At 50.9% G+C, this 12,727-nt stretch carries 13 protein-coding genes and 1 riboswitch; of the genes, 1 reads left to right on the forward strand and 12 read right to left on the reverse strand.

Features of this window, described 5'->3' with window-relative positions; all coding sequences use genetic code 11:
* Positions 1-3: 3 nt before the first annotated feature.
* From BMX45_RS16500 to rlmD, 3 genes are all read right to left on the reverse strand, one after another.
* Positions 4-450, reverse strand: a complete 447-nt coding sequence (locus tag BMX45_RS16500; RefSeq protein ID WP_217648117.1) for a LytTR family DNA-binding domain-containing protein — start codon at positions 448-450, stop codon at positions 4-6.
* A gap of 574 nt (positions 451-1,024) precedes the next feature.
* The gene (locus tag BMX45_RS16510; protein ID WP_090910613.1) at positions 1,025-1,600 is read right to left on the reverse strand and encodes a 50S ribosomal protein L25; all 576 of its coding nucleotides are present in this window, start codon (positions 1,598-1,600) and stop codon (positions 1,025-1,027) included.
* Positions 1,601-1,877: 277 nt separating this feature from the next.
* A complete protein-coding gene (rlmD, locus tag BMX45_RS16515) occupies positions 1,878-3,476 on the reverse strand; it encodes a 23S rRNA (uracil(1939)-C(5))-methyltransferase RlmD (RefSeq protein WP_090910614.1) in 1,599 nt (532 codons plus the stop codon).
* A 233-nt stretch (positions 3,477-3,709) separates the two neighbouring features.
* On the opposite strand from rlmD, the gene BMX45_RS16525 reads away from it, so the two are divergent.
* Entirely contained in the window at positions 3,710-4,483 is a 774-nt protein-coding gene (locus BMX45_RS16525; RefSeq protein WP_090910616.1) for a sporulation protein, read from the forward strand.
* 84 nt (positions 4,484-4,567) lie between these two features.
* Here BMX45_RS16525 and BMX45_RS16530 read toward each other — a convergent pair whose 3' ends face one another.
* The 9 genes from BMX45_RS16530 to BMX45_RS16565 all read right to left on the reverse strand — a co-directional run bounded on the left by BMX45_RS16530 (position 4,568) and on the right by BMX45_RS16565 (position 12,726).
* Entirely contained in the window at positions 4,568-5,242 is a 675-nt protein-coding gene (locus tag BMX45_RS16530; RefSeq protein WP_090910617.1) for a GntR family transcriptional regulator, read from the reverse strand.
* 59 nt (positions 5,243-5,301) lie between these two features.
* Positions 5,302-6,102 carry a Nif3-like dinuclear metal center hexameric protein gene (locus tag BMX45_RS16535; protein ID WP_090910618.1) on the reverse strand — a complete coding sequence of 267 codons (801 nt, stop codon included), beginning with the start codon at positions 6,100-6,102 and terminating at the stop codon, positions 5,302-5,304.
* A gap of 93 nt (positions 6,103-6,195) precedes the next feature.
* Complete coding sequence (locus BMX45_RS16540) at positions 6,196-6,444, reverse strand: hypothetical protein (RefSeq protein WP_254778107.1); 249 nt, start codon at positions 6,442-6,444, stop codon at positions 6,196-6,198.
* Between the two features lie 652 nt (positions 6,445-7,096).
* Complete coding sequence (locus BMX45_RS16545) at positions 7,097-8,098, reverse strand: DUF4179 domain-containing protein (protein ID WP_090910619.1); 1,002 nt, start codon at positions 8,096-8,098, stop codon at positions 7,097-7,099.
* Positions 8,099-8,159: 61 nt separating this feature from the next.
* A complete protein-coding gene (locus BMX45_RS16550; protein ID WP_090910620.1) occupies positions 8,160-8,702 on the reverse strand; it encodes an RNA polymerase sigma factor in 543 nt (180 codons plus the stop codon).
* A gap of 213 nt (positions 8,703-8,915) precedes the next feature.
* Positions 8,916-9,887 carry a DMT family transporter gene (locus BMX45_RS16555; protein WP_175495133.1) on the reverse strand — a complete coding sequence of 324 codons (972 nt, stop codon included), beginning with the start codon at positions 9,885-9,887 and terminating at the stop codon, positions 8,916-8,918.
* Positions 9,888-10,029: 142 nt separating this feature from the next.
* Positions 10,030-10,196: riboswitch (FMN riboswitch) on the reverse strand.
* Between the two features lie 234 nt (positions 10,197-10,430).
* On the reverse strand, positions 10,431-10,559 hold the full coding sequence (locus BMX45_RS32150; RefSeq protein WP_302847917.1) for a hypothetical protein: 129 nt from the start codon (positions 10,557-10,559) through the stop codon (positions 10,431-10,433).
* Between the two features lie 50 nt (positions 10,560-10,609).
* Positions 10,610-11,557 carry an ATP-grasp domain-containing protein gene (locus BMX45_RS16560; RefSeq protein ID WP_090910622.1) on the reverse strand — a complete coding sequence of 316 codons (948 nt, stop codon included), beginning with the start codon at positions 11,555-11,557 and terminating at the stop codon, positions 10,610-10,612.
* 17 nt (positions 11,558-11,574) lie between these two features.
* A complete protein-coding gene (locus tag BMX45_RS16565) occupies positions 11,575-12,726 on the reverse strand; it encodes a M20 family metallopeptidase (protein WP_090910623.1) in 1,152 nt (383 codons plus the stop codon).
* Between the last annotated feature and the right edge of the window lies 1 nt (position 12,727).

Raw genomic sequence — 12,727 nt, forward strand, 5'->3', positions numbered from 1 at the left:
CTTTTATAATCCAAGCATGTGTTTAAGCATGGGCACATACTGCCGTGATATGACTACCTTTTCCCCGTTATCCAATAATGCCTGAAAACGGCCGCTAATCGACGGATGAACACTGGTAATCTTAGCTATATTTAGGATGGTGGATTTGGAGGCGCGAAAACAATGCTTCTCTCTGCATAGTTCCTCAAGTTCATAAAGCTTTTGTTTGACTTCATGAACGTTGTTCTTACCATACGCAAACACTCTGCCGTCAACAGCTTCAAAATAATAAATATCACTAAGTTTGATGCGGCTGATCTTATCCTCATGGTAACCAAGTATAATGAGCGTTTCGGTTTTGATTTTATTAACGAGCTCATGTATTTCTTCGTCTACTTGGTGACACCTGATGCGGATCTCCTCTTCTTCTGTATGGTCTATAACTTCGATGAAAATTTCGATGAAAATCACCTCGAAAACTCGAATAAAAACTTGTTAACGTTTATAACATGAATCATATATCGAAATATTCGGATAAATCCGCAATTCAGCGTTTTCAAGTTGCTATTATTGCTGAGATCAAGTTCCGTCAGGCTATTGGACGAACAATCCAGCTCTTCCAGCGAAGCGAAATGTTCGATCCCCTTCAGGCTTGAATATCCATGGTTTGAAAGCTGCAGTGATACGATATGTTCCACATCGCCCGCCTGAATCCGTTCACGGTTCCCGCAATAGGTTTCGAGCACATAAGCTTTGAAACGTTCATCTATGAAACCTCGGTTATATCCATCGCGTCCTCCTTAGGGCAAGCTCCTGATCAATTCGTGTTTAACCGGGATTCCGATGTCCGACTTCCCGCAATTCCATTATAGGGTTCCGCCTTGAAAAGGTCAGGGGTCTTTCTACCTACTTCCCAGGGGAATTATGGAAGAAACCCACGGGTACACAGCTTTCTTCTGCCAACCTGGATTCCGATCAAGGGTTTCAACGAAAAAAAACGGCAATTGCTTCCCGATATCGGGGAAGCAATTGCCGGCAGCAGAAGCTACATAGCCTCTGGTTGTTCGGATTGGACTTTCGGCGTTACCACCGATACAAGCAGTTCGTTTGGCGAAGAAATCGGCACGACGCCATCGGGCAGTTGGAGATCCCCGACATGCAGCGAATTCCCGATCTCTAGTCCGCTGATTTCAACGGGAATCGTGGCAGGAATTTGGTCCGGGAAGGACTCGATCTCGATGAACGTGCTTTGGATTTGGACGACTCCTCCCAATTTGGCTCCTTTTGCGGTGCCGATGTAATCGAGATTCACTCTCGTCCGCACAACTTCATTTATATTGATACGTAAAAAGTCGACATGAATGTATTCACGAGTTACCGGATCACGCTGAACGGACTCCAGCAAAACCGAAATCGGCTCCCGATCTTCAAAATGAAGCTCAAGGATCCCTCCTTTGCCGTTCCGTGCCCATTTGCCGAACTCTTTGGCGGACAGTTGAATCATCATATTGTTTTCCCCTGTGCCAAATACAACCGCCGGAATTCGTCCCGAAAGACGAAGCTGCTTCAGTCCGGTTTTGTTCATCGCAGCGCGCGTTTCTGCTCGTAAATTTACTCTCATCTCAACAACACTCCTCAGATTATCGTTATTTGGGTGCACTCTCCATCGATCGTCCATGATGAACTACGGATTTCTCCCCCCGTAGCGGGGAAATCAGGAGCACCATTGCATCACCTCCAGATAGACATTTAATGTAAAAATCCTTTATATATGCGAGAAGGCACCTCGTTCCATGGGAACGAAATGCCTAATTACTTGTTACCATATCATAGAAAGGGGGCGTTGTCGACCAATGCGAAAAATGGAACCTCGCTTACATGAAGCCATCCTATGGCTTCTATGATTTCAGCTTCATCAATAGGACTGCCTCTACATGGCTGGTTTGCGGGAACATGTCGACCGGCTGCGCCCATTCAAGCTCGTAGCCGCCGTCCAGAAGCACCTTGCAATCTTTGGCCAAGGTCGAAGGGTTGCAGGATACGTATACAAACCGCTTCGGCTTGGTGCGGAGCACCGTTTCCAGGAAGCGCGGGTCCAGGCCGGTGCGCGGCGGGTCGGCAATGATGACGTCCGGCTTCATGCCCTCCTTGACCCAACGCGGCAGCAGCTCTTCGGCTTGGCCGACGTGGAAGCTGGCGTTAGCCCTTCCGTTCCGCTGCGCATTCGCCTTGGCGTCCTCGACGGCTTCGGGGATCGTCTCGATTCCGCGCACCTCCTTGGCATACGGTGCAAGCCACAGGCCGATCGTGCCGGTGCCGCAGTAGGCGTCGATAACGGTTTCCTTCCCGGTCAGCGCCGCTGCCGCCCGGACCGACTCGTACAGCTTGACCGTCTGCTGCGGATTCAGCTGGAAGAACGCTCTCGGCGACAGCGAGAACTGCAGGTCGCTCAGCGATTCCTGCATGCTCTCGGCGCCCCATAGCGAGATTGTACGGTCTCCGAAGATGAGCGAGGTTTTCTTCGGATTGATATTGAGTGAAATTCCGCTTATCTCCGGAATGGTAAGGCGCAGCATACGAACGAGATCGTCCTGCCTTGGCAGCTTGCTTCCAGCCGTGATCAGCGTCACCTGAACTTCCCCGGATTGGAAGCCGTGACGGACAACGATCGTCCGTACGCCATCCTTGGCACCATTCTCCTTATAAAGCGGAATCTGCAATTCCTCGAGTACGGATTTCACCTTCTCCACCGCTTCATTGACCTTCGGATGCTGAATCGGGCAGCCGCTGATATCCACAATCGTATGGCTGTCCGCTTCATAGAGCCCTGCAATCACTTCATGGCCCTTCCGCTTCAGCTGCAGCTGTGCTTTGTTCCGGTAGTCCCATGGATGCTCCATCCCGAGAATCGGCTTAAACTTGACATCGTCCAATCCCGCGTAGCGGCTGAACGCCTCGCGCACGATATCCGTCTTCGCCTGCAGCTGTCCATCATAGGAAATATGCTGAATTTGGCATCCGCCGCAGATGCCGAATACCGGGCAAGGGGGCTCTATCCGGTGAGGCGAACGCTTCTCCACTTCCAGCAGCTGCGCCTTGATAAATTTAGGCAGAACCTCCCTCACCTTCGCTTTGACCACCTCATTCGTGATCGCTCCATCGATAAACACCGCCTTGCGGCGGTAGTAACCCACTCCCTCGCCGTTAATGCCGAGGCGTTTGATCGTAACGACAATCACGTCCCCGGCCTGCAGCTCATCTGCATGCTCGCGTCCGGATGACGGCTTCGGTCCGCGTACCCCTTGCTTATATTGATCCGCTCGTCTCCCCTTCGCATGCGGGGATGCCGACGACGAATTGCTGTTCTTCATACGGTCACGTTGAAAAGTCGGCTTTGCCCCTGCTTTGTTCGCTGCAGTCCGCTCACCAGGCTTCTTCCCGTATGCCGCTGATTTGCTGTTGTTGGTTCCTTGTCCGGAACGCCGTTGTTCACTCATGCCTTGATTGCTCCATCCTTAATGGTATCGTGTCCAATATACCATGCTGGACCCGCGAATGCGAACGAGCCATGTACTTTTTCCTGGTGTCATACGGGGATTCTTTCGCTTCATTGGCGCCAACATCTTGACTCCGCAAAAAACCCAAAAAATATTTTTTCGATATGGAAACCAGAGACGATCCTCCAGCGTATAATTCCATTATCATACATTCTCTTATGGAGGTATCCTTTATGTCGTTTTTTAACAAAATGCTAGCCAGTGTAGGAATTGGAGCCGCCCAGATCGATACGCACCTCGAAAAATCCTCCTATTATCCGGGTGAAGAAGTACGCGGAATCATTCACATTAAGGGAGGCAACGTAGAGCAGACGGTCGACCGCATCTATTTGAAACTGATGACGGAATATACCAGAGAAAGCGACGACAAGAAATACATAGAATCCTATACCATTGCAAAAGTCAACGTCTCAAGCCGCCTCACGTTGAAGCCTGGCGATCAGCAGGAAATTCCGTTCGCTTTTCCTCTGCCGCTGGAAACGCCGCTCACCATTTCGCGGCAGCCGGTCTGGATCCACACCGGACTCGATATCGATAATGCCATCGATCCGAAGGACCGCGATTTCATCGATGTCGAACCGAACGAGGACGCTTCCATTGTGTTCGACGCCGTCGAATCGCTTGGCTTCAGCTTCAAAATAGCAACATGCGAATATCATCCGCGGCTCGGCCAGGGTGTTCCATTCGTGCAGGAAATTGAATTTTATCCCGGCTCCTCCTATGCCGGTCATATCAAAGAGCTTGAATTGATTCTCTATCCGGAGCAGGAGGGGATTTCCATCCTGGTCGAAGTCGACCGGAGAGGCAGAGGCGTTTCAGGCTGGCTCCAGCGTTCGCTCGATATGGATGAACAGCCCTCCTGGGTAACCCTCGACAAGCAGGATCTGGCCCAGGGGCCATCCCACGTGGCCCAAATTCTGGACGGTGTCATCCGCAGATCGATTTAATGAAAAATGGCCCGCAAGGCAAGTCGCTAGATTCCAAGGCGACTCTCCTGCAGGCCATTATTTATGATGAATGTATATCGATGGTTAGATGAAATAATGCGGATACTTCTCTCGCAAAATATCCTGCTCCACAACGACGAGGCGCAGATGACGCTCCATCACGTTCATGGCTTGCTCCGCCTGCCGATTGACGATCAGCTGATACATTTCTTTATGCTGCGAGATGATATTCTCCCAGTTGGAGTCCTTGGACAGGCGAAGCAGCCGCAGACGGTTGAAATGAATGTTCAATTGCTGCAGCATCTTCCAGGTCCGTTCTTTGCCCGTCCCCTCAAACAGAATTTGGTGGAACTCCTCGTCCAGCTCAAACAGCTTATAGAAGTTATGGTTGCCCACGCAGACGTCCTGCAGCGCAATATTGGTTTCCAGGCGGAAGCGGAACTCTTCGGGAAAAAAACCGCAGGCAAGCGCCACGATTTCCTTCTCGATCTTCTCCCTGATAAATCGGCCTTCCTCAACATGCCGAAGATTAATACGGGATACGATCGTCCCGCTTTGCGGAATGATGTCCAGCAGCTCTTCCTCCGCAAGCTTCATGAACGCTTCCCGGACCGGTGTCCGGCTGACGTTCAATTCATCCGCAATTTCTTTTTCCGAGATTTTCGTACCCGGCTCCAGTTCCAGATGAAATATCCGATCCTTCAATAGCTGATAAGAATACTCTCTGGTAGAGCCTTTAATCTTTTGCTCTGTTGACATATATCGCTACCTCTTTCTTTCATGCTCTATGTTCTCTTTGCTTAAAGTTACCCTTCCCTCTATATTACCCGAATCAAAGGCCCGGACGGTATATAATGTATAGGAATCCCCGGAAAAAACTCCCGCAGCCTATCGGCCACGCAGGCCATGCCGGGCTCCTCGCTGGCAGCATGGCCGAGCAGAAGCAGGGACGGGCCCCTGCCCTGCGCCGCCGCATCGCCCATGTATTCAGGCGTCTCCCATTCCGGCCCTTCCCCTGCGATGAGAAGATCCAGCGACTCCTTCAGGCAGAGGGGAATGGCATGTGCGCCGCCGCCACGATAGCCCACGGTTATGCCGATTCTGGAGCATATGCCGCTTCGATCTCCGGCATAACGAAGGTAAGGAAGATTCAGCTTTCTTTTTACATGCTCCGCAATATCCGGCAGGCTCATCTCTTCCGGCAGGGTGACAATGGCCGCCGCCGGAAGATGCTTATCGACATAAACCTCCCAATCCAGCGCCTGAACCAGTCCTTGCGTCATGATATCGGGAACGTATCGGTGAGGCGCATCATGGAACCGATAAATCGTCAGATTCCCTAACTCCATCAAGCGAAGTTTATCCTGAAGGACAGGACTCGACTCCAATCCCTCATATTCCTCCTCCTGATGGCTGTAAAACGTCCCTTCATGGGTAATGACAAGGTTGGCCCCAGCTTCGACCGCTCTCTGCAGAACCGAATACGATGCCGCAAACGTGACGGCAATGCCGTGGACCACCGCATCGGCGCTTCCCGCCGTAACCCTGTCCACCTTGGATTCAAGGAACCCTGCTGGCTCTGTTAACCGGTTGATGATGTCTTGAACGGTGACTCGCAATCTGGAATGCCCTCCTTGGGAACCAACGCAAACGGCCGAACCGAAAAACAGGCTGCCCTTCCATCAAGAAACGGCAGCCTGTCGATCCGTTGGTTATTGTTGCTCTTTATATTTTTTATACGTTTTATTAGCAATCTCCAGGTATTGTCCCACGCCCTGGCTATCCAGCTCTTTCACGAACTTGTCGTACTCGGCGAGATCGCGGTCGCCCAGAATGAACTTCAGCGTGTTCTGATCGGTGTAGTCCTTCAGCGGCGTGCTCAAAAGCGTCACTCGCTCGCGCTCTTCAACAGAGTATGGAATCGGCGGCTCCGGCTTCACAACCGTTTTCGTTTCGCTCATGCCGGCTTCAAGGTCACGTTTGTCATTTCTTTTAGTTTAGCAAAAAGCATCCAGTCCTGCTTATAACCATGGTTCTCTTCTATGCCGTCGGGCACTGGGCTTCTTAGCCGCTTTCGCGGCAGGCAAGGAATGATTTGCAACTTTTGGCTCCATTACGTTCTTCACTCCAATCCGTAAGGCCTTCCCTCATACTTCTTCATTCATGGACTAAGCCCATGTTTCATCATTCATCTCCATTCAACCTTCTATAATGCATTCCGTTTGCTGCTATTCAACGTTCAGCAGGATGTCCGCCACCCTTTTATTCAGCCACCTCCCTAAGTTAAGCGTTTACATTTTTAGCTTGAAAAATAGACTCCCTCAGCGTTAGATTCAAAAGACTCCGCTGCTGCTTTCACTTATGTAGAGAGCCGTAAGTTTGTATACTAGTATGGTAGTTGTTTTCATTGTAATGGACGTTTTCTTCAATTTCAACACATTTTTTGCTCATGTGTAAAATTCGGATCCCAAGCTGCAAAAAAATGTGAGCATTCAGGCTATGGCCTGCTGCGTCACGGTTTTCGAACTCGATGCCTGCTTAGGTATTCATCATGCATAAGGGGCAGAAGCCTTCGCTTCTGCCCCTTGAGGTTTCCCCATGCCGGCTTTATATTTATTTCAGCTCCGTCACGTTGCCGTCAATGCTGACGCTTTTAATGTCCATATCCCCCAGAAATACGAGGTTATTCTTGCTGTCCAGATTATACAGCCACTGAAATCCGCTCTTTGTGGTGCTTGTCGAGCTGGCGTGAAGCTTCAGTTCCGATCCGTCCGCGGCGATGACCTTAACCTCCGGCGTATAGTCCGGCAGTTTATCCAGCTCACCGTCGGTACGCTTGCCTTCGATGGCCACACCGATGGATGAAACACTAATGGTGCGGAGAGACAGTGCTTCCTTACCCTCATCAATCGCCAGATTCAGACTCTGTTCTCTTTGCTTGCCGGGAGAAATGGTGAATTGCACATTCCAAGGACCTTCAACGGCTTGGGTGTTGTCCCCTGACGTGATTCGATCGGCTGTGATCCGTGCCTTCAGCCCCTCGAGGTCATTTACCGCATCCATCTCAAACACGCCGACAAGCTTTTTGTTATCGTCAAGAAGCTGCTGTCCCACCATATAATTCACACTCTGCTCCGTTTTCAGTTCAAGTAGGGGGATCGAAGCACCCTCGGGGAATGGCATGCCATCCTCTTTCATGAAACTGACCACCAAATAACCGCTGTTGCCGACATAAACCCCTTCTTCAACATTCATGGTTACCCCGGACGCTGTATCCGTCCCTTGTATAGGTGACCGTTCGTCTTCCGCAATGGACGCGGATTGACCGAAGAACTGCTTCAAGCTATCCATGTATTGGCTCGCAAAAGCAGTCGTGCTAAGTATCATGATCATCGCGGCAGCGATAACGATACTGGCTTTATATTTTTTCACTTTCCTATTTTTAAACACCATCGTTTCCTCCTCTTGAATACGGTTCATCGCCCGGTTCTTAATCCGTTCCATACTGATCTGCTGCGTCAACTCGCGTTCCTCTTCCTCCGTAAGGAGGAGGTTGTCCAGCTCCTGATTGTCGATATTGGCCATGATATCTACAATTCGCCGCTTCACTTGCATCCATCCCCTTTCGCAATCGATTTGAAGCTTCACTCCTATAGACACGGTCTTTATAGAAATCCTACGGATTCTCGGTTTCATAATGTATGCGCAATTTGTCCCTTGCCCGGCGGATCCGGGCGGTGACGGCTTTCTCCTGCATATTCAGCCGGCTTGCAATATCGCGGACTTTCTCTAAATAAAAGTACCTGCGGATGAATATTTCGCGATCCGGTTCGCCCATCCCCTGTACCATGCCGCTTATCGTTTCCTTCTCCTGCCGTAGAATAGCCAGTGCCTCCGCAGAGGGACAAGAAACGGCGTCATCTTCCAATTCGGATTCAATGACCCGCTGCCTCTTTCGCAATGCATTCAAGGTATGATTCCGCGCGGCTATCGCCAGAAAAGGCTTGAGACTATCTCCCCGCAGCATGATTTTTGTCCCGTCTGTCCACAGCTTGACCAGCACGTCCCCGGTGATCTCCTCCACATCGAAGGAATTAAACCGTCCTCCTGCCACCTTAGCAACCACCGCGGCTATGTAGCGTGAATAGCGGTCAACCAATGTTTCAAAACATCGCGGATCTTTCCTCGCCAGCCCATCCAGCAATGTCCGATCCTCCATGGGATCCTCCCCCTCTTTTATAATCTTCTCTGTTGGTAGAACGAAGCCACAAATCCCGTGCTACTATATAAGACACCTTTAATTCCGGAAACCCTACACATCTTTTGAAAAAATAATCGTTTCGCCATGCAAACCGATTGGAGTAGCTTGGCTTGGAGTAACGGCAAAAAAAGCCGACCCCATCGGATCGGCTTTTTCTACAAACGTATGATTTTATTGCAATTGCGGAGAAGCCTCGGATTGCTGTCTCGATATAATGAACAGCACGATCCAAATCAGCAGGAATCCTAGGAGCTGAGGCCCTGTCACGATTTGCTGGAATACAATCCAGTTGATGAGCACGCCCACCATGGGAAAACTCAATTCAGCCAGCGTTGCGACAGAGGCTTTGGTCGTGGTCAGCCCTTTATAGTACACCAGCAAGCTCAGCAGACCCGGCAGCAGTGCCTGACCGATCAGGTTCAGCGATACCAAGGCAAAGGCGCCTGTGCCCCATGCCGGCATATTCCAAGCTGCCCCTTCGCTCCAAGTAATGACGGTCAGGAGCGGCAGCGCGAGCACAAAACGAAGCGAGGTTACCGTCTCGTACTTCAGTTTGCCTACCATCAAGCGTCCCATGACCGTTGAGCCGCCCCATAAGGCTGCTGCGCCTAAGGACAGGAGGCTGCCGACTTGAACAAACTCGTTCCAATGGCCGATCGGCAGGGTTAAGCCGAAGGTGAGCAAATACGTGCCTGCCAAAGCGATGATAAGCAGGATTCCAAAATGGCGCGGAAGCTTCTCTTTCAGAAGCAGGCTAGCCAGAATGATGGCAAACAGCGGCTGCAGCTTCTGCAGCAGCAGGACGGCATTCAGATTGCCGCTCGACAGCCCCATCGTGAACAATACGGTAGCCAATGCCGAACCGCCCCAGGATATAAACAGCAGCGCGCCGACATGATTCCAGCCCAGGCTCTTAAGTTCCTCCCGGTTCTTCCACAATACAGGAATCGCAATCAAGGAAATAATGATATGTTCAAGCAAAACGATCTGAGCCGAAGTCAGATTCTTGAGCAGAATGACCCGAAATAACGGGTCAACGCCCCACAGGGCGGCCCCCAAAACAACGAGCCAGAACCCTCCTTTAAAACGTCGACTTGCCTGTGTGTCGGAACCATAAGGTTTCACCTTGATCCCGGTATTCATATTACTCATCTTGCCCTCTCCTGTCTTGAATACGGAGGTCTTACTAGCAGAAAGCCCCCGTCATCGGCATGGCCGACGTATACGGGGGCTGATCAAATAAGCCTGCGCCGAATGGAATATTCGCATTCACGGCAAACTCATCTTTGATCTTCTCCCATCCGGACTTTACCGTCGGCCTTGGAATTGCACCAAGTCAGTCGCTGCATTCATGTTGGATACAGAACGCAGCGAGTCGCGGGCTTGGGTTCGTTCGCGGAGGAACGAACCATCACCGCCGGTCAGGAATTTCACCTTACCCCGAAGATCCATATTCATGTTTTATTTTGGTCATGCCATCAAACTGATTAACCGATAATTCCGATTTGTTTGGTTGATATATTGAAATTATAACATGAATCCTTTCATGTAAATACATCTATTTTCAAAATAAATGAAATTTGACTTGAATACAATGAAAAATCTCACCTTCAACCAAGACTTACTGAGAATTATACAGCAAGTATCGATTTGTTACCAGTATGATTTTTTACCATCTTCACGCGTTTATCTCGAATACCTTCTGTCTTGAACAGCAGCCGCTCCTGCCTGGAGATTCAGCAAATCCAACGCTTTCTCCGTATTAAGGTACTCGATTCGATACGCATAAGGCCACATCCTTATCCGCTTATTCATTCTTATCGGAACCTGGGCACTTCTCCTTAACTCAGGTTAGCATTAACCATTCACCGCAGCACGAGCTCCCGCTTCAAATACTCCGAGAGCGTTCTGGCGATCTCTTTCATGCCGGATACATCCGCAAGCGCTTCAGCATCGGGATTGTAGTTCGTATTGGTGTTCACGTCATACGTATAGGTCTTGCCAGCCGAATCGGTAATAAATTCAATTCCCGCAAAGCTGATGCCATTCTGCTGCAGAAACGCCTCGTACTTGGCAATGAGCGGGCTGTCGAATCCGTTAATGACTTCGAACTTCGGCCGTATAACCGCTTCCTCGCCGACAGGACAGAATTGGTCGCTAATCTGGCAAGCATCGGCCGGACACAATTGGAATCCTTCGGAAGTGTCTACCCGAACCGCATAATAGAATTTGCCGTCGATGAATTCGCAGCGGGTAATAAACTGATCTTCGTTCTTGATGTATTGCTGGATTAAGGTTACGCCGTCCACAGATTCCTCGAAGCCCGGTCCGTTTACATAGGTCTCCAGGCTCTCTAAACTATCAAACAAGTAGACGCCAAGCCCTTTGCCGGCACGGTTATGTTTCGTAATAAAGGAGCGGTAAGGAAATTCCCTCGCCGCTTGAATGACTGCTTCCTTCCCTACTGCGGCCACCGTAGCCGGGGTCTCGATGCCGAATTTTTGCAGCTCCAGATACTGCTTGATTTTGTTGATCTCCAGCTCCAGGGCCCGGCTGTTATTCAGGACCGTACGCCCGTTATGCTCCAGCCATGCCAGCACGTTCGAAGTATATTCCGCCGCATAGCGATGGTTACGGGAATGGGAGGATGCACTCATCCGGTTATAAAAGACGCCTGTCGGCGGCAGCTGGCCCAAATCGAGCGTTCCCTCGTGCAGATGCCAGAACTCATGCGGAACCCCCTGCTCTTCCAGCGCGTGGCGGAGCGGCACGATCCAGCTCTCGTTCTCATGTATAATGTATGCTTTTGTCATGTTGCCATCGTCCTCCCTTATCCTTGCTGTTGTCCACGGCTCAGTCGCTCAATGACATTCGCGAGAAGCCGGGTACGCGGTACCAATGTGTCGATATTCAGATATTCGTCTTTGCTATGAGCATTCCCGCCGCGCGGCCCGAGCGCATCGATGGTGGCAATGCCCATGTCGGAAGTTATGTTGGCATCGGAACCGGAACCCACGCTCTTATCGCCGATATCCTCGCCCAGCTCACGCGCCTCTTCCTGCACGATGCGGAGCAGCCGTTCAGACGCCTCATTCTTGATCATCGGCGGCCGGGTTATGCCACCGGTAAGTTCGAGTGATGTCCCTTCAATATCGACTGTGGAGCAAATCTCGCGAATTTTTCGGTCCAGCTCATCCGCCTGTTCCTTCGTACTCATTCTTACGTCGATAAAGGCATTCGCATGGGGAGCGATCGTATTGCTCGAGGTTCCCCCGCTGATTACGCCAACATTGACGTTGATCCCAACCGACGGATCGGTCAGTGCGTGGAGCTTGATGATTTTATGAGCAAGCTCGCCAATGGCGCTCCGACCTTTCTCCGGTTCAGCTCCGGAATGGGCGGCTATCCCTTTCACCGTCAAATAATATTTGCCGCCGCCTCTTCGTCCCGTAACCAGCGTTCCGTCCTCGTCGCTCGGCTCGACGATCAGGGCGTATCGGCTGAGTTTAGCCTGTTCTTCGATCAAAGCCCGCGAATGAACGGAGCCGACCTCCTCGTCCGAATTGAGGATAATGCGAAGATTCTTGTAGCTCTTGCTGCCCGACTCGATAAGATGCTTGATCGCATACAGCGTCGTAATCTGGCTCGCCTTCATATCGAACACGCCCGGCCCATAAGCACGTTTCTCATCCCTGGAGAATGGACGCTCCGCCACCGTCCCCTCCGGAAACACCGTATCCATATGCGCAATGATCAATATTTCCGGATTAACGGCCTCAGGATGGGTGATGAGCAGATTGTTTCCCCGCTCCGGCTGTTCCTGTACAGCGACCTGGAATCCGATCTCCTCATACAGGCGCCCTAGCACGGAAGCTACGCGGTCCACGCCCGATTTGAGGAATGTGCCGCTCTCGATGTTCACGATCTCCTCAATATCCTTTAACATTTCCGTCTCTTTCTGCTTCCAATCTACCGCAGCCATA

The organism is Paenibacillus sp. cl141a (assembly GCF_900109305.1).
Classification (GTDB): Bacteria; Bacillota; Bacilli; order Paenibacillales; family Paenibacillaceae; genus Paenibacillus_AQ; species Paenibacillus_AQ lautus_A.